The 16,714-nt window shown below is 45.5% G+C and carries 18 protein-coding genes and 1 pseudogene; 8 read left to right on the forward strand and 11 right to left on the reverse strand.

The features are described 5' to 3' along the window. The first annotated feature begins 148 nt into the window (after positions 1-148). Positions 149-691 carry a PadR family transcriptional regulator gene (locus tag OCU30_RS11160; RefSeq protein WP_077314151.1) on the forward strand — a complete coding sequence of 181 codons (543 nt, stop codon included), beginning with the start codon at positions 149-151 and terminating at the stop codon, positions 689-691. A 126-nt stretch (positions 692-817) separates the two neighbouring features. Here OCU30_RS11160 and cysE read toward each other — a convergent pair whose 3' ends face one another. The 5 genes from cysE to epmA form a co-directional block, all read right to left on the reverse strand. Beyond that, positions 818-1,639, reverse strand: a complete 822-nt coding sequence (cysE, locus tag OCU30_RS11165) for a serine O-acetyltransferase (RefSeq protein WP_077314152.1) — start codon at positions 1,637-1,639, stop codon at positions 818-820. Positions 1,640-1,721: 82 nt separating this feature from the next. Then, complete coding sequence (gene gpsA, locus OCU30_RS11170) at positions 1,722-2,759, reverse strand: NAD(P)H-dependent glycerol-3-phosphate dehydrogenase (protein WP_077314153.1); 1,038 nt, start codon at positions 2,757-2,759, stop codon at positions 1,722-1,724. 115 nt (positions 2,760-2,874) lie between these two features. Continuing rightward, positions 2,875-3,333, reverse strand: coding sequence for a protein-export chaperone SecB (secB, locus tag OCU30_RS11175; RefSeq protein ID WP_077314154.1), 459 nt, complete (start codon positions 3,331-3,333; stop codon positions 2,875-2,877). Between the two features lie 166 nt (positions 3,334-3,499). Next, positions 3,500-3,934, reverse strand: coding sequence for a rhodanese-like domain-containing protein (locus tag OCU30_RS11180; protein WP_077314155.1), 435 nt, complete (start codon positions 3,932-3,934; stop codon positions 3,500-3,502). A 129-nt stretch (positions 3,935-4,063) separates the two neighbouring features. Beyond that, on the reverse strand, positions 4,064-5,047 hold the full coding sequence (gene epmA / locus OCU30_RS11185; protein WP_077314156.1) for an elongation factor P--(R)-beta-lysine ligase: 984 nt from the start codon (positions 5,045-5,047) through the stop codon (positions 4,064-4,066). A 311-nt stretch (positions 5,048-5,358) separates the two neighbouring features. Here epmA and frdA point away from each other — a divergent pair, with 311 nt between their 5' ends. The 5 genes from frdA to OCU30_RS11210 all read left to right on the forward strand — a co-directional run bounded on the left by frdA (position 5,359) and on the right by OCU30_RS11210 (position 10,246). After that, a complete protein-coding gene (frdA, locus tag OCU30_RS11190) occupies positions 5,359-7,155 on the forward strand; it encodes a fumarate reductase (quinol) flavoprotein subunit (protein WP_077314157.1) in 1,797 nt (598 codons plus the stop codon). Position 7,156: 1 nt separating this feature from the next. Further along, positions 7,157-7,891: a succinate dehydrogenase/fumarate reductase iron-sulfur subunit gene (locus tag OCU30_RS11195; RefSeq protein WP_077314158.1), complete on the forward strand. Its 735-nt coding sequence runs from the start codon at positions 7,157-7,159 to the stop codon at positions 7,889-7,891. Between the two features lie 3 nt (positions 7,892-7,894). Then, complete coding sequence (gene frdC / locus OCU30_RS11200) at positions 7,895-8,278, forward strand: fumarate reductase subunit FrdC (RefSeq protein ID WP_077314159.1); 384 nt, start codon at positions 7,895-7,897, stop codon at positions 8,276-8,278. 10 nt (positions 8,279-8,288) lie between these two features. Continuing rightward, positions 8,289-8,654: a fumarate reductase subunit FrdD gene (gene frdD, locus OCU30_RS11205; protein ID WP_077314160.1), complete on the forward strand. Its 366-nt coding sequence runs from the start codon at positions 8,289-8,291 to the stop codon at positions 8,652-8,654. 143 nt (positions 8,655-8,797) lie between these two features. After that, on the forward strand, positions 8,798-10,246 hold the full coding sequence (locus OCU30_RS11210; RefSeq protein ID WP_077314161.1) for a DASS family sodium-coupled anion symporter: 1,449 nt from the start codon (positions 8,798-8,800) through the stop codon (positions 10,244-10,246). 58 nt (positions 10,247-10,304) lie between these two features. Here OCU30_RS11210 and efp read toward each other — a convergent pair whose 3' ends face one another. Next, positions 10,305-10,871, reverse strand: coding sequence for an elongation factor P (efp, locus tag OCU30_RS11215; protein ID WP_077314162.1), 567 nt, complete (start codon positions 10,869-10,871; stop codon positions 10,305-10,307). 33 nt (positions 10,872-10,904) lie between these two features. On the opposite strand from efp, the gene epmB reads away from it, so the two are divergent. Next, positions 10,905-11,927 carry an EF-P beta-lysylation protein EpmB gene (epmB, locus tag OCU30_RS11220; protein ID WP_077314163.1) on the forward strand — a complete coding sequence of 341 codons (1,023 nt, stop codon included), beginning with the start codon at positions 10,905-10,907 and terminating at the stop codon, positions 11,925-11,927. A 168-nt stretch (positions 11,928-12,095) separates the two neighbouring features. Here the strand turns inward: epmB and modF are convergent, their stop codons facing one another. Next, positions 12,096-13,544 (reverse strand): molybdate ABC transporter ATP-binding protein ModF, encoded by a 1,449-nt coding sequence (gene modF, locus OCU30_RS11225; protein WP_077314164.1) that lies wholly within the window; start codon positions 13,542-13,544, stop codon positions 12,096-12,098. A 449-nt stretch (positions 13,545-13,993) separates the two neighbouring features. Further along, positions 13,994-14,242 (reverse strand): DUF4282 domain-containing protein, encoded by a 249-nt coding sequence (locus tag OCU30_RS11230; RefSeq protein ID WP_077314165.1) that lies wholly within the window; start codon positions 14,240-14,242, stop codon positions 13,994-13,996. Between the two features lie 397 nt (positions 14,243-14,639). Between OCU30_RS11230 and OCU30_RS11235 the strand changes: the two are divergent. Continuing rightward, positions 14,640-15,134, forward strand: a pseudogene (locus OCU30_RS11235) (IS3 family transposase); the annotation flags it as partial. Here the strand turns inward: OCU30_RS11235 and OCU30_RS11240 are convergent. Genes OCU30_RS11240 through OCU30_RS11250 form a run of 3 tightly spaced genes read right to left on the reverse strand, consistent with a single transcriptional unit; the run spans position 15,131 to position 16,705 of the window. Beyond that, complete coding sequence (locus OCU30_RS11240) at positions 15,131-15,355, reverse strand: hypothetical protein (RefSeq protein WP_235861848.1); 225 nt, start codon at positions 15,353-15,355, stop codon at positions 15,131-15,133. The pseudogene OCU30_RS11235 and the gene OCU30_RS11240 sit on opposite strands and share 4 nt — an antisense overlap. A gap of 22 nt (positions 15,356-15,377) precedes the next feature. Beyond that, entirely contained in the window at positions 15,378-16,286 is a 909-nt protein-coding gene (locus OCU30_RS11245; RefSeq protein WP_077314166.1) for a copper resistance D family protein, read from the reverse strand. 47 nt (positions 16,287-16,333) lie between these two features. Beyond that, complete coding sequence (locus OCU30_RS11250) at positions 16,334-16,705, reverse strand: copper resistance CopC family protein (protein ID WP_077314167.1); 372 nt, start codon at positions 16,703-16,705, stop codon at positions 16,334-16,336. Between the last annotated feature and the right edge of the window lie 9 nt (positions 16,706-16,714).

The raw sequence follows: 16,714 nt of genomic DNA on the forward strand, positions 1-16,714 counted from the left end.
TGTCTAGGTGATAATGGCTTTAAAGGCAGCACCAATGCACAACGGGAAGTGCGCAAGGCCGCTTAAACGCTCAAAGAATAGTGCCACAAGAAGCACGGCTGACGTTTAGGCTCAACATTAAAGTTTGATTAACACTTGGATTAAACACATGTCATTACCACACGTAATTCTTACCGTTCTAAGTACACGCGATGCAACGGGCTACGATATCACGAAAGAGTTTTCCGCAAGCATCGGATATTTTTGGAAAGCAAGCCACCAACAAGTTTACCGTGAACTCAATAAAATGGGACAAACGGGCTTAGTCTCTTGTGTCTTAGAACCACAGGATGGTAAACCTGATCGTAAAGTCTACTCCATTACCGATGCAGGACGCAGTGCATTAGGTGAATGGTTTGATCAACCAACCAAACACCCTACCGTTCGTGACGAATTTAGCGCCAAGCTTATGGCTTGTGCAATACAGCCGTCAGCACCCTTCCGTATTCAACTGGTCGATTTGATTGAAGAGTCAAAAAAATTGGTCGCACACTACCAAGATATTGAAGCGGCACATTACTCAGCGCCAGCCGAGCTAGACAACACCCAACGTTTAGAGAGACTTACGTTGCGTCGTAATCTACTCCTTCGCCAAGCTTGGATACAATGGGCCGAAGAAGCATTAGCTGAACTAGAAACGATTAGTGAATAATCAGCAGGCATAAAAAAAGGATGATGGTAAAACATCATCCTTTTTTATATGGCTCATGTTGTGTTTTTCACCGCACAAAGCGGTGAGCCATGAAAGCCGATCCTGTCATGTGTTCACAGGGGAAACCTAAATGCCATCACCATACATAAAGTTTTGTGCTCGCCCATTAAACTGCTGATCCATATCGAAAGACGGTCTTTGTGACATGGGACGACCGACAATTTTGGCGGGCACTCCCGCCACAGTCGTGTGAGGCGGCACTGGTTGCAAAACTACAGAGCAAGAGCCAATCTTAGCCCCCTCGCCCACTTCGATATTACCGAGTATTTTCGCACCAGCGCCAATCATCACGCCTTCACGAATCTTAGGATGACGATCACCGGATTCTTTACCTGTACCACCAAGCGTGACATCTTGCAGAATAGATACATCATCATAAATGACGGCTGTTTCGCCAATGACGATGCCTGTCGCATGATCGAGCATAATGCCTCGGCCAATTGTCGCGGCAGGGTGAATATCCACTTGGCATGCCACAGATATTTGATTTTGAAAGTACATCGCCAACGCAATACGGCCTTGCTTCCATAACCAATTAGCCACACGATAACCTTGCAGCGCGTGATATCCTTTGAGATACAATAACGGTACAGAATACATAGAGACAGCCGGATCTCGATTGACCGTCGCGCAAATATCGCATGCGGCGGCATCCGCAATATTGCTGTCAGACGCGAATGCTTCTTCGATAACCTCTCGTACTGCCATGGCGGGCATCGAGGGGGTATTTAATCGGTTAGCGAGAATGTAACTTAACGCGGATTGTAAACTATCGTGTTTAATGATCGTGGCATGATAAAAACTCGCCAGCATTGGCTCTTGTTCTGCCTGCTTGCGTGACTCATCAATAACCGATTTCCAGACTTTTGTTTGTGCGCATTGCTTCATAATGAATTCACTCTGCCCTAAGTTCCCTTAAGACGGACATAGAAATATCCACTTATTTTATAATTTGGATAACGACTTAATCTTAGTTTCGCTCTGATTTTTTGTCGCGCGCTAACAGATCTTGAGCGGCAACATGAGCATCTTTACCTTGATAAAGTACCTGATAAATTTGTTCAACGATGGGCATTTCGACACCTACACGTTGAGCAAGTAACCACACTTCTTGGGTGTTACGGTAGCCTTCGACTACCTGGCCAATCTCTTCTTGGGCAACATCAACATCCTTGCCTGCGCCTAACGCCAGACCAAAACGGCGGTTACGAGATTGATTATCTGTGCAGGTTAACACTAAATCCCCTAACCCTGCCATCCCCATGAAAGTTTCCGGTTGCGCCCCTAATGCACTACCTAAGCGTGTCATTTCTGCTAAACCGCGGGTAATAAGCGCCGTACGAGCATTGGCACCAAAACCAATACCATCTGACATGCCGGCACCAATTGCAATTACATTTTTTACCGCACCACCCAATTGCATGCCAATAAAATCATCATTGGCATACACACGAAACGAACGGCTACAGTGAATTTTATCTTGTAAGTCATTTAAGAATTGGGCATCAGGTGAGGCCACAGAGATCGCCGTCGGCATACCTTTCGCCAGCTCCTTCGCAAACGTCGGCCCAGAAAGCACCGCCAGCGAATGAGACTGTCCTAACACATCAAAGACAACATCTTGCAATAAACGTCCAGTACCTGGCTCTAACCCTTTAGTTGCCCAGCAGATACGAGAATCGTGCCGTAAGTGCGGCTGCATCTTGGTGAGCACATCACCAAACACATGGCTTGGAACGACCACCAACACATCACGACAAGCTTGTAATGCCGTATTGAGATCCGATTCAATGATCAAGGACTCTGGAAATGGCGCATCAGGAAGCAAGGCATGATTGGCACGCTCAGCGTCTAAACGTGCCATGGTTTCTGGGTTATGCCCCCAAAGCACCACATTTTCGCCATGGCGAGCTAACGAGATAGCCAAGGCCGTGCCATAAGAGCCCGCACCAATCACAACCATAGAAATGGGTTTTGCGTAAGAATTATGTACTTGTGAATCTTGCATAGCGTTGCCTGACGAAAAGGAATGGAATATAGAGTCTAAAACAAAAACGCACAACGTATTGTTATTTAACAATCACGGTGTGCATTTTTTTCGTACTATTGAGTGAAGCTAGCGCTTAAGCGTCTAGTTCAACACCTTGTTCTTCTGCTTGCTGCTGCAAGTAGTTCATGAACAATGCATCAAAGTTCACTGGCGCTAGGTTAAGTTGTGGGAATGTACCTTTCACAACTAGGCTAGAAATCGTTTCACGCGCATATGGGAACAAGATATTAGGGCAGAATGCACCTAGACAATGGGCAAGTTGACCTTCTTCCATTTGTTCTGCTGTGAAAATACCGGCTTGTTGAACTTCACATAGGAAAGCGGTGTCTTCTGAGTTTTTCACTGTGACAGTCAAACGAAGTACCACTTCGTAAGTTGACTCACCCAGCTCACGGCTTTGCGTGTCAAGATCCAAGTTCACATCTGGATTCCAATCATTTTGGAATACTTCTGGAGAGTTTGGCGCTTCGAAAGACACATCTTTTAGGTAGATGCGTTGAATTGTGAAGTTTTGTTGTGCTTCTTCAGCCATTGTAATGTCCTTAATTCGATTTTATTCGGGTCAAAAATACGTTCAGAGATTATCGAAGAGCCAATAAAATAACGATTTTTGAACAGTAATACGCGGGACGTATCACAGAACCTATCGCCACATGCTTATTTTTTCGCCAACATTCTCTGAGCGGGTCAACGTGTGGTTACTTTTTACCACGAACAAGTGGCAGATTTGCTTCATTCCAAGAAATCAATCCGCTTTTTAATACACTTACTTGTTCAAAACCGGCTTTCGCCAGCACATCTGCTGATTGCTGAGCAGTTTGACCCGTTTTACATACCACAATAATGGGGTCGGATTTGTGACTTTCAAGTCCTGCAAAATTCCCCTCTTTCAAATCAGCAGGTTTGATGTTTAACGCACCCGTAATGTGGCCACGCTTAAACTCTTCTCGGCTACGGACATCAAGCACAACACCATTTTCACGGTTCGTTAAGTTGGTTAACTCTGACGGCGAGATAGTCTTAAACGAACTCGTTGCAGACTTGTAGTAACTAAAGATCAATGCGCCGGCTAAGGCTACCCAAACGACCGATAGGACTAAATGTTCATGGAAAAAATCAATGTACTCTGACATATTCTGAGCTCTTTAAGTGACGGTTCAAAAATAGATAAGAAGTATACCGAGGTTACCCCTATGACGCGAGCGTTTACCTTGCATTAAGCACGCGAAACTCACGAGCATACGTGCAAACTGCGATCTCGATTAGGCGCGAGGAAACGGAAACGCTGTCACGGTATCAATATGATCCTTGCCCAACGCCAGCATGATCAAACGATCAATACCTAAAGCGACTCCGGCGCATGCTGGCAAACCATGCTCTAACGCTGCCAGTAAGTGCTCATCAATAGGTTGAGCGGCTAATCCCATGGCAAGGCGTTTTTGGTTATCCGCTTCAAAACGTGCCCGCTGCTCCTGCGCATTATCCAACTCATGAAAGCCGTTCGCGAGCTCAATGCCTTTGAAATACACTTCAAACCGCTCGGCCACTCGTGTGTCTTGGGGATTAATCTTCGCTAATGCGGCTTGTGAAGCTGGGAAATCATACACAAATGCGGGCGCTGTTTGACCAATATGAGGCTCAACTCCCACACTAAAGAGCAATTGCAACACCGTATCTCTATCGGTTTCATCACAAGTAATGTCGGCTAGCCCTAAGTTGCTCGCGGTCACTTTAAGTTCCTCCAGCGAGGCCTCTAAAGGACAAAGACTGAGTGTATTTTGAAACGCTTGCTGATAACTCATGGTCTGCGCCGGCTCTGTATTGAGTACCAACCTCAACAGATCATCCATTTCACGCATGAGTTCAACATGGGTAAACCCCACTCGGTACCACTCAAGCATGGTGAACTCAGGGTTGTGGTAACGACCATTTTCTTCATTACGAAATGCTTTATTAATTTGATAAATCGAACCGCTACCGGCGGCCAATAAACGCTTCATATGATATTCAGGACTAGTCATCAAGTAGACCGCTTGGCCATCGGCAAAATCTGGCCCAATGAAGTGGGTTTTAAACGTATGCAAATGAATATCGGTCACGGTGGCATGGCTTAATGTTGGCGTATCCACTTCCAAAACATCGCGCGCCAGGAAAAACTGACGAATAGCATGCAAGATGCCAGCACGTGCTTTTAATTGTTCAATAGACGCCGTCGGCGTCCAATCATTAAGACCTGATTGCTGCATAGGTGACCCTTTCGTGGATGTATTGATATCAATGACCTTTCAAAACATTTATACCAGAATTAAATGTGAATGTGGTCACATTTAGCTGTGACTTTAATGTTTCTAAAGTAAAGACCGCAGTAAATACCCTTTTAAATCAATTTTTGCGCCTGTCGCTTTCCATACACTGTTCCCAGCAGATGAAAAAACGTATGCGGTCATCGCATCCTACGCGCCAACACTCATAAGCGTAGTGGCGAGACCTCATCACAACACTGGTACTAGCCAACCATAATCGGTCCGGCTTTACACTCATTACTGGGAGGATAACTGTGAAAACAATCACCACAGATATCGCAATTATCGGTGCAGGTGGCGCGGGTCTTCGTACCGCAATCGCCGCTGCAGAAGCCAACCCTGATCTAGAAGTCGCGTTAATTTCTAAAGTGTATCCGATGCGCTCACACACCGTCGCAGCCGAAGGTGGCTCCGCCGCGGTCGTCAAAGACGAAGACTCACTCGACAATCACTTCAATGATACCGTTGGTGGTGGCGACTGGCTCTGTGATCAAGACGTCGTTGACTATTTTGTTTCCCACTCTACCAATGAAATGATCCAAATGGAGCATTGGGGATGCCCGTGGAGTCGTAAAGAAAACGGTGACGTCAACGTACGCCGCTTTGGGGGAATGAAAATCGAACGTACTTGGTTTGCCGCCGATAAAACTGGCTTCCATATGCTACATACGCTTTTTCAAACCTCTATCAAGTACCCTAATATTAAACGTTTTGATGAATATTTCGTGGTCGATCTCATTGAGCACGAAGGCGAAATTCAAGGTCTTGTTTGCCTGCATATGTCAGAAGGCGAACTGGTGGTAATTAAAGCCAAGTCGGTTGTCTTAGCCACAGGTGGCGCCGGACGGGTTTATCATTGCAATACTAACGGCGGGATTGTCACTGGCGATGGCATGGCATTGGCCTATCGTCATGGCATTCCGCTGAGAGACATGGAATTTGTGCAATATCACCCAACCGGTCTTCCTGGCACAGGTATTTTGATGACCGAAGGCTGCCGTGGTGAAGGCGGTATCATCATTAACAAACATGGTTATCGTTACCTACAAGACTATGGTATGGGCCCAGAAACCCCAGTCGGCGAACCTAAAAACAAATACATGGAATTAGGCCCACGTGACAAAGTCTCACAAGCGTTCTGGCACGAACAACAAAAAGGCAACACGATTGAGCACCCTCTTGGTGATGTTGTCCTGCTCGATTTACGTCATCTAGGTGAAGAGTATCTGAACGAGCGCCTCCCTTTCATCTGTGAATTAGCCAAAGCCTACGTCAATGTAGATCCAGCGAAAGAGCCGATTCCTATCCGTCCAACCGTGCATTACACCATGGGCGGTATCGAAGCCAACCTCAATTGTGAAACACGCATCAAAGGCCTGTATGCCGTGGGCGAATGTGCATCATCAGGCCTGCATGGCGCCAACCGTTTAGGCTCAAACTCCTTAGCAGAATTTGTCGTCTTCGGCCGAGTGGCCGGAGAAAACGCCGTCAAACATGCCAATACGTTTGTGGGCTGGAACGAAGACGCCATCCAAGCACAAGTTCAAGAAGTTGAAGCGCGCATTCAACGCCTAATGAATCAAGAAGGTGATGAAAACTGGGCCGATATCCGCACGGAAATGGGTCACAGTATGGAAGCCGGATGTGGTATTTACCGCGAAGAACACTTGATGCAACAGACCATGGATAAAATCAAAGAACTTAAAGCGCGCTATCAACGCATTAGTATCAAAGATAAAGGCAAAGTCTTTAATACTGATCTCTTGTATGCCATTGAAGTCGGTTATGGCTTAGATGTGGCAGAAGCCATGGTGCACTCAGCCTACCAACGTAAAGAATCACGCGGCGCACACCAACGCCTTGATGACGGCTGCCAAAGCCGTGATGACCAAAATTACCTAAAACATACATTGGCTTACTACGATGCGGAACAATCACCTCGCATTGATTACAGCCCTGTGACCATCACGAAATCTCAACCTCAAGAACGCTTATATGGCGACGCTGCAGAAAAAGCCGCCGCTAAGAAAGCTAGCGTGGAGGAGAAATAATATGTCCAATATTAAAGCCGTCACTATTTTACGCTACGATCCGGCCACGGATGATGAGCCTCATCTGCAAACCTTTGATGTGCCCTACGATGACACCATGTCAGTGTTAGACGCCATCGGCTACATTAAAGATAATCTCGACAAAGAGTTATCCTATCGCTGGTCATGTCGTATGGCGATATGCGGCTCTTGCGGCATGATGATTAATAATGTGCCTAAGCTCGCGTGCAAAGTTTTTCTAAGGGATTATCCAAATGGCGTAACCTTAGAGCCGCTAGCCAATTTCCCTATCGAAAAAGATTTGATTGTCGATATGACGCCGTTCATTGAGCGCTTAGAAGCCATCAAACCGTATATCTTAGGTAATGACCGTACTGTGGCCGAAGGCACCAACTCACAAACCCCCGATCAAATGGCGCGTTACAAACAGTTTGCTGCCTGCATTAACTGTGGACTCTGTTACGCCGCCTGCCCGCAGTTTGGCTTAAACCCAGACTTTTTAGGCCCAGCCGCGCTGACATTAGCCCACCGTTACAATCTCGATACTCGTGATAACGGTAAAGCGGAGCGTATGAAGCTCATTAACGGTGATAACGGCGCATGGGGCTGTACCTTTGTCGGTTACTGCTCACAAGTCTGCCCAAAACACGTGGATCCTGCAGCCGCGGTCAACCAAGGCAAAGTGGAGTCGACCAAAGATTTCATGATTGCCATGTTAAAACCACAGGAGGCCTAAATAATGAGTAACCGTAAACCGTATATTCGAGAAACCAAACGCACTTGGTGGCAGGGTCATCCATTTTATCAATACTACATGGTGCGTGAAGCCACCGTACTACCGCTGATTCTTTTTACTCTTTTTCTCACGATCGGCTTAGGCTCACTCGTGAAAGGACCGGAATCGTGGCAACACTGGCTACAATTCATGCAAAACCCAGTTGTCATCATCATCAACTGCATTGCACTAGCAGGCAGTCTGTTCCATGCGTTCACGTACTTTAAGATGATGCCGCAAGTCGTGCCTATCCGCATCAAAGGCCAGCTAGTGAGTAATAAACTCATTATTGCCACCCAGTGGGGCATTGTTGCCGTAATTTCACTGATTGTTTTGTATGTCGTCTAAGGAGACACTTATGATTAATACTCAACCTAAGCGCTCAGATGAACCCATTTGGTGGAGCTTATTTGGCGCAGGCGGCACATGGTTTGCCATGTTATCTCCAATTACCATTCTCGTGATTGGTTTACTCGTTCCGCTTGGTGTCATTGATAAAGCATCTTTCGACTATGATCGGGCGAGATTTTTTGTCACGCATTTATTCGGAGCATTATTTATCATTGCAAGTATTGCCCTTCCCATGTGGCATGCCATGCACCGCGTTCACCACGGTATGCATGATTTAAAAATTCATACAGGTACCATCGGAAAAATAGCGTGCTATGCCATCAGCGCCTTATTCACTCTAATCGGTGTGCTCTTTATCATACTGCTGTGGTAATCACTCAAGCGCCGCACGTATCCAATGCGGCGCCTTATTCACCCCAAAGCCGGTAGACACTACGCCAACCGACACACAACGAGTGTTGAAATCTTAACACCCAGTTATATCATCACATTCTTATTTGAATCGAGGTGCATTCTATGTCTCATCCCACCACTCATAACTGGATAGCAGCCAAACCCATACCACTAATCAGTATTCTTCTGATTGCAACCATAGTGTGGCAGTTCACTCCTCCACAAGGACTAACGCTTCCCGCATACCACACAGCGATTATTTTCGTGGCCACGATTGCCGGGATCATTACCAATGTAATGCCAACAGGAGCGTTAGCCATTCTCAGTTTAGCCTTCTTTATTGTACTGAGAGCTGGCGGCGCAGCCACACCGAAAGAAGCCGTTACTGATGGCATGACGCACTTTAACAATCCTTTGATTTGGCTGATTATCATTGCGTTTACGATTGCTCGCGCCTTCATTAAAACCGGCTTAGGACGGCGGATCGCACTCTTATTGCTAAGTAAATTTGGTCAGTCGACATTGCGTGTCGCGTACTGTTTAGGTGTGGCGGATTTCTTAATTGCCCCGGCGACGCCCAGTAATACCGCCCGTTCAGCGATTGTCTCTCCAATTGCCAACTCCTTAGCAAAAACCATCAAAGCGGATGACCGTAAGCTAGGGCAATTTTTAATTTCTTCTTCAGCCGCAATTAATGATGCCTCTGCCGTAGGGTTCCAAACTGGCTTTTCAGGCAATCTCGCCTTAATTGGCATAGCCTCAAGCGTCGCTGGTATTCAGTTAGACTTTGCCCATTGGGCGGCGTATTTATTAGTGCCAGCATTATTTATCCTCGTAGTGCTGCCTTTCTTGCTCTACAAAGTGATCAAACCTGAAACCCGAGAAACTCCCGAAGCGACTCAGTTTGCCAAAACCGAATTAGCGACAATGGGGAAAATGAGCGTGATGGAATGGAAACTGGTCTTTGTATTTGTGGGGTTAATCATTGGCTGGGTCGGCGGCTCTAGCCTAGGGCTCTACTCGACCGCTGCGGCGTTTATTGGCCTATCGGCAATTTTGCTGCTTGGAGTATTAAACTGGGACGATATTAAAAGCGAAAAAGGCGCTTGGGATACCTTAGTGTGGTTCGCCGTGTTAATGGGTATGGCCAATAACTTAAAGCGTTTAGGCTTCACCGATTGGGTGGGCCATCAAATCTCTGGATTTCTTGGGGAAACACTCGGCGGTGCTAGTCCTATTGTATTCTTACTGGCGATGATGACGTTCTACTTATTTTTAGCCTATTTTTTTGCATCCGCGACCGCCAAAGTCGTCGCGATTACCCCAGTCTTTATTGGCGCACTGATCACCTTGCACGTCAGTCCGATGCTGGCGGTACTATCGATTGCGGGTATCAGCTCTTTAGGTTGTAATCTCGCCACCTATAGCCACGCAAGAAACCCATTATTGATCGGTTACGGTTACCACACGGACGGCGAGTGGATGCGAATTGGTTTAGTTATCGCTATAAGTAGTGGCGTGCTCTTTATGGCAACAGGGCTCGCGTGGTGGAATATCCTTGGCATTATATAACTCACCTTTGCTACATAAAAAAGGAGCGCCATGCGCTCCTTTTTCTGTATGAGTCATGTTATTTAACACGGCCAACGTATTCTGCTGAACGCGTATCAACGCGAATCACTTCACCAATTTGGATAAATAGTGGTACACGAACCACAGCACCCGTTGTAACAGTAGCAGGTTTACCGCCCGTACCTTGAGTATCACCTTTCAAGCCTGGATCAGTTTCTGTTACTTCCAACTCAACAAAGTTTGGTGGTGTTACAGTAATTGGGTTACCATTCCACAGGGTTAGCGTACATGAGTTGTTTTCAACCAACCATTTCGCATTTTCACCCACTGCAGCGGCATCAGCACCGATTTGTTCAAACGTTTGGCTATCCATAAAGTGGAAGAATTCGCCATCGTTGTATAGGTAGTCTAGATCCACGTCTAGTACATCAGCCACTTCAACGGTGTCGCCTGACTTGAACGTTTTTTCGATCACTTTTCCGCTCAGCAGTTTACGGATTTTAACACGGTTAAACGCTTGACCTTTACCTGGCTTCACATACTCGTTTTCGAGAATGGCGCAAGGCTCATTATCAAGCATAATCTTAAGACCGCCTTTAAATTCATTCGTGCTAACAGTAGCCATTATATCCTCTTTACATTCTTAGAGTTTCAATCAATGTCGCACATCATAACCCGAAAAATCGATTCTGTTGAGCAAAACTGGCTCAAACAATTAGCGAATGCGATCTCAGATCCCGCTACGTTGCTCAAACAACTGGATATAGACCCATCACCATGGGAATCTGGGTTTGCTGCGCGCCAGCTATTTTCGCTACGTGTACCACGCAGTTTTGTCGCGCGTATGGAAAAAGGTAACGCATATGATCCGCTATTACGCCAAGTACTGCCGTTATCAGAAGAGTTTGACGTGCACGAAGGGTTTTCAGTCGACCCACTGGCAGAGCAAGATAATGAACAACCGGGTTTGCTGCACAAGTACAACAATCGTGCGTTATTGATTTTAAAAGGCGGCTGTGCGGTCAATTGTCGCTACTGTTTTCGCCGTCACTTTCCTTACGCCGACAACAAAGGCTCCAAATCGGTATGGCAAGAGAGTCTCGATTATATCGCGGCGCACCCACACATTAACGAAGTTATCCTCTCTGGCGGCGATCCGTTAATGGCTAAAGATCAAGAACTGGCATGGTTGATTGAACGTATCGAGCAAATCGCTCACGTAAAACGTTTACGCATTCATTCACGCTTACCCGTCGTCATTCCTGCGCGCATCACCGATGAGCTGTGTCACCTGTTGGCTAACACACACTTGCAAACCATCATGGTGACCCATGTTAATCATGCACAAGAAATTGATGATGAGTTTACGCAGCAAATGAGTAAGCTTAAGCAAGCCAATGTCACCTTGCTCAATCAGGGCGTGATGTTAAAGGGCGTGAACGATAGCGTGAGCGCACAAGTTAATCTCAGCGAAGCGTTATTTGCTGCGGGTATTTTGCCTTACTACATGCATGTACTTGATAAGGTACAAGGTGCCGCGCACTTTTTCATTAGCGATGCCCAAGCGAAACACATCATGGCCGGTGTGATTGAGCAAGTATCCGGCTATTTGATGCCCAAACTGACACGTGAAATTGGTGGACGCCCCAGTAAGACCCTACTAGATCTGCATTTAGAGTGATCTAACTTGCTCGATTTAAAATCCTTATCGATAGCATAAATAATCGCATGAGTTTACACACTGAAAACTCGTTACAAAGTCTGCGTCGTGGCGTTCAGCAAAAAATTAGGCCGCCTCACAACGCGAGGAGAGCGTGAAGACTCTCCTCGTAAATAAGTAAGTGAGTGACTACGCCTGATAAATCGCGACGTGATACCCCGGCTTGCCCTCATTGGCAATAAAATCGACAAAGTGATCAATCGCCGGCAGTGCATCTTCTTCATAGTGGGTGACGTAAATCAGCTGTGTCATGTGTAGCGTCGCAATCCGATTAAGCGCCTGGAATACCAACTTACGATTGATATAATCTAAGCCTTGATACGGCTCATCTAACACCAGTAACGCCGGCTGCTTAATCAACGCACGGCCAATCAAGAGCAGCCTCTGACGTCCATAGTCGAGACTGCGAAAGCTGGCTTTCGCCATGTCAGCCATTTCCAACAACGCTAACCACTGCTGCGCTAATTGCACTTCTTTGGCACTCGGCTTTTGATACAAACCAATCGAATCATAAAACCCTGAGCACAACACATCGAGCGCCGAGCAATCAACGCGATATTGTAAATGCAAAGCCGAAGACACCAAACCAATGTGCTTTTTCACATCCCAGATGGTTTCACCACTGCCGCGCTGCATCCCCAATACGGTAATATCATTGCTGTAGCACTGGGGGTGATCCCCTAAAATGAGCCCAAGCAAGGTACTTTTGCCGCAGCCATTCGGGCCACGGATTTGCCAATGCTGACCCGCTTTAATCTCCCAGTTGACACCAGAAAAAATCGGCGCATCGACATATTCCACCGCCACATCACGCATAATGACGCGTGGGTTTGGGTAACGATCCTCGCTCGGCGCCGCTTCCATGAGAGCCACCAAAGCGTCACTGCGCTCGGCAGACAATGCCTTCATTTGCTCAAGCAACGGATTATTAAGCCATTGCTCACGCGTCATGATTTGCGAGAGCGCTTGCTCATTAAAAACGGCAATGTGGGAGATGAAATCAGGCAGTTCATCTTCGCGCGAGGTCACCACTATTAAGGTCATCTGCTTGGCAAGCTCAGTCAGTAACGCGGAGAGTTGCTGACGATGGTGAGTATCGAGCCCAGTATATGGCTCATCGAGAATCAACATCTGTGGCTGCGTGGCTAATGCGCGCGCTAACATTAAACGCCGAGTTTCGCCGGTCGAGAGCTGACGAAAACCGCGTAAACGTAACTGGGTTAAATCCGTCTTCTCAAGTAACACTTCCAGCTCACTGCGCGTACAGCCGGCTTCTAAAATCAGTCCTTCAACACTGGTACCATAATCAATTTGATCGAGAAAATCGGTATCATCCCGCGCCAGTTCAATATCTAAAAGCTTTTGCTGCTCATGCAAAGACACACAGCCAATACGCTCGGGTGCTTCGCTAATTATGCCCCGTTCTGGTATTTGCTGCTTGGCAAGCAAACTCACCAGTAATGACGAGCCATGGCTATGTGTTGAAAACACGCCCCAATGCTGACCCGGTGCAATGTCCCATTCATCTATCCGTAATGAGGCCGACTCGCCAGTATGCTGTAACTGACTAATTTTCATATTATCGATCCTTAACTTCTCATCCCTACTTATATCTTAACCATACCGAGTATTTGCATCGCTCGCTATATGTACGCAGAAATTTTCATTGATAAGCGCTCAGCGAAGAAGCCGCGTAAGTGTGTTAAGTGATCTGTGCAGCCCGCTCTGACATACGTTGAATTTGGATAACTCCGAGCGGGTTTTCACCTTCGGTGTGGTCGGCATATAACAATAAGTCTGGTTCAGGCTTCTACGCATCAATCTCGCAGGAATAAAGGCATCAAAAAAGCCCCGTGAATAATCACAGGGCTTTCGCGAATAAGGAGAATGCTCATGAGTTCACTCAGACATGCACCAACATCATTTTATCGAACATCGTAACTATCATCATAGAGTGTTGTGTTTATCTACTGATCATAGTTAAACACAAAAAAGTCGCCATAATAGCCTTTAGTCAAAAAATGATCTTATTCTGATTTATTAGCGATTTTTTGTAGGTTTTCGTGAATTTTAAATAAAACCATTAATAGCTCACACCAAATTCTTGCGCCAATCGCACCGCCAATAATAATACCTAAGCCGCTTAAAAAGCCGCCGCCATATGCGGTAAACATCATCCCTAAACCAGAAATCAATGAAGTTAGAAGCATTAGCCAATAAACAAAAGTGATAATTTTAGGAGTGAGCATCGAGTTGAAGAAAAATATATCTTTCATAATAAACCTTTGTAAATAACTCCATAACAAATATACGTCCGGCGCACGGAGTTTTGACCCGCCCAACGCTCAGTAAAATGGTGAGCAATGCTCGCGCCCTACTCAATAATCAAACTGTAAACACAGCAGCCACATATCACGGCCGAGTGTCACGCGCGCATATTAAAACATTTGCAATGCAACGAAAACATAAAGTTACTAGAACCGCAGGTTCACTTAGTGATCATGGTTCAATAACATAACCAGCACCTGAGGAATGATGCAAACCAAGAAGTCACGAACTAGGTGTTGTTCAATATCATGGCCTTAGCTGACGATCTTAATGATGTCAGTCATTATTAGCAGGCATTAAAAAAGCCCCGTGAATCATCACGGGGCTTTTGCGTGCATGGAGCACGCAGCGGCTCCGAATGAAAAATGGGCGGGAGACATCACCTATGTTGCGACAAGCGAAGGCTGGTTGTACTTGGCAGTAATTATTGACCTTTACTCAAGACAAGTAATCGGATGGTCTATGGATACCAGAATGACGGCTACGCTGGTCTGTGATGCTCTATCAATGGCTTTGTTCCGTCGCGAATTTCCTGAGCAGGTTATCGTTCATAGTGATCGAGGTAGTCAGTACTGCTCAAAAGATTATCGAGACCTCATAACTGTTTATAATCTAAAGCAAAGTATGAGTAGGAAAGGAAACTGCTGGGACAATGCTTGTGTTGAGAGCTTCTTCCATTCGATGAAAGTTGAAGCGATCCAATATGAGCCGATTATGACGAGAGACCAGATGCGTCAAACGATCTTCGAGTACATAGAGGTTGATTATAATCGGACAAGAAGGCACAGTGCTCTTGGGTATCTAAGCCCTGTTAACTTTGAACAGCAAAATGTCGCTTAATGAAGTGTCCAGTCTGGCTGGAGCAGATCAGCTTCGCGATTACCTTGTTTTAGAGATGCATGAAATAGGCTAACTGTTTTTGCAGCCTCGCTATCAACATTGACAAAGGCCTTGCCTTTTTTTGAATATTTTTCATCGTCATGTGCACTAACAGTAAAAGAACTAACAGTGCTAAAAATTAGTAGCAATAAAATTTTTAAATTAAAGGATTTAATTAACATACGTTTCCCTTTTTATTAATCGTTAAATAGGCGGACCAACAAGTGTGGTAAATACACTTGTTGTAATAAGCACAAACAGGGCAATTACTATTTCAACAGTAATCGAGCGTTTTAATATACTTATATGGTGTTGTTGAGTGATTTGCGGGACTAAAAAAAGCTTATGCCATGCACCTAGGAGCAGCATCGCGCTGACGAGTAACAGCTTTAATAAAATTAGTTGCCCATAATCTGATGTAAACAATGCAGAAAATGACTCTAGGTACTGCAGGAGCAGAGTTAAGCCCGAAATAAGTAGTACAAATACAATAACAATAGCGAGTTGACCAAAGTAATGCATTAACCGCTTTACTTCACTGGTAGGTAGTAAAGTGCAGCTTTTGTAAAGCGGCCACAATGACCCTAACCAGCTCGCAATGGCAATAAGGTGAAAGGTTAAAATACTTTTCACTAACCCATTTTCGTTTGCACTGTGCCCAGTAAAAGTGAAGCTATAAGCGATAAACCCAAGCATGATTAGTATAACGGCACCGTTTTTATAACCTGCTACGTTATCATCTGATTCCACATTCCACATACATGCGCTAATTAGAGCAATAATAAGCGCTGGTATTCTAAACCTTGCTTGGTCACCTATGATTGATTGCCAAACAATTTCAAGCATAAAGGGGTCAAACATTCCCATAAAGCCTGATTCAGCCATTGCTCCAGCTTCTATAGGTACTTGTAAAAGTGCAGCAATACTACCTGTAACTACACACGTAATTTGCCAACGTTTTAAGAACTGATGAAAGCTAATTAAGTGATGCCCTGCAACATTGCTGTTGCCACACATAAAGCGCATTAATAAAGTGCCCGCAAGCCCTACAATTGCTATATAGCTTGCTAGTTTTAATAATAGTAAGAGCACTGACCATTCACTTAATTGCATGATGTTGCTCCTCAATGATTATGTTTGCTGTGGGTATTAGATTGTTCTTACATCATCTTATGCGATTCATTTTTATGTACCATAAATCTAAACGTGCCAGTCATTTTATGTCCATCACCACCCAGTGCTGTCCATTTAACCGTGTAAGTGCCTTGGGCTAGGCTCGGTAATGACCAATTAAAGTCTGTGCTTGGGGTGGCGCTGGGTTTGAAATCAAAGTTTATTGTTTTATTTTTTTCATCTTTGATGATGACTTTTGCTAGCCTTACTTCACCACTAAAAATTAACGAAAGTTCCTCTGGTCCTTGCATTAACATGGCTTCTTGTGCAGGTATTGATTGCTTGAGTGATATATGCGCTGATGCGGAAAATGTAAGCACTAAACCTAAAATGGCTACTGCAGAGTTAAAAAACTTCATAATTACCTC

Origin of the sequence: Vibrio palustris (genome assembly GCF_024346995.1) — a bacterium.
GTDB classification, from domain to species: Bacteria; Pseudomonadota; Gammaproteobacteria; order Enterobacterales; family Vibrionaceae; genus Vibrio; species Vibrio palustris.

Coding starts and splice junctions, on each gene's coding strand:
- modF (WP_077314164.1), bottom strand. CDS start 13,544: ATGAAAATTAGTCAGTTACAGCATACTGGCGAGTCGGCCTCATTACGG.
- OCU30_RS11210 (WP_077314161.1), top strand. CDS start 8,798: ATGTCTCATCCCACCACTCATAACTGGATAGCAGCCAAACCCATACCA.
- OCU30_RS11250 (WP_077314167.1), bottom strand. CDS start 16,705: ATGAAGTTTTTTAACTCTGCAGTAGCCATTTTAGGTTTAGTGCTTACA.
- OCU30_RS11160 (WP_077314151.1), top strand. CDS start 149: ATGTCATTACCACACGTAATTCTTACCGTTCTAAGTACACGCGATGCA.
- efp (WP_077314162.1), bottom strand. CDS start 10,871: ATGGCTACTGTTAGCACGAATGAATTTAAAGGCGGTCTTAAGATTATG.
- cysE (WP_077314152.1), bottom strand. CDS start 1,639: ATGAAGCAATGCGCACAAACAAAAGTCTGGAAATCGGTTATTGATGAG.
- frdD (WP_077314160.1), top strand. CDS start 8,289: ATGATTAATACTCAACCTAAGCGCTCAGATGAACCCATTTGGTGGAGC.
- secB (WP_077314154.1), bottom strand. CDS start 3,333: ATGGCTGAAGAAGCACAACAAAACTTCACAATTCAACGCATCTACCTA.
- gpsA (WP_077314153.1), bottom strand. CDS start 2,759: ATGCAAGATTCACAAGTACATAATTCTTACGCAAAACCCATTTCTATG.
- epmA (WP_077314156.1), bottom strand. CDS start 5,047: ATGCAGCAATCAGGTCTTAATGATTGGACGCCGACGGCGTCTATTGAA.
- OCU30_RS11240 (WP_235861848.1), bottom strand. CDS start 15,355: ATGTTAATTAAATCCTTTAATTTAAAAATTTTATTGCTACTAATTTTT.
- OCU30_RS11230 (WP_077314165.1), bottom strand. CDS start 14,242: ATGAAAGATATATTTTTCTTCAACTCGATGCTCACTCCTAAAATTATC.
- frdC (WP_077314159.1), top strand. CDS start 7,895: ATGAGTAACCGTAAACCGTATATTCGAGAAACCAAACGCACTTGGTGG.
- OCU30_RS11180 (WP_077314155.1), bottom strand. CDS start 3,934: ATGTCAGAGTACATTGATTTTTTCCATGAACATTTAGTCCTATCGGTC.
- epmB (WP_077314163.1), top strand. CDS start 10,905: ATGTCGCACATCATAACCCGAAAAATCGATTCTGTTGAGCAAAACTGG.
- OCU30_RS11195 (WP_077314158.1), top strand. CDS start 7,157: ATGTCCAATATTAAAGCCGTCACTATTTTACGCTACGATCCGGCCACG.
- OCU30_RS11245 (WP_077314166.1), bottom strand. CDS start 16,286: ATGCAATTAAGTGAATGGTCAGTGCTCTTACTATTATTAAAACTAGCA.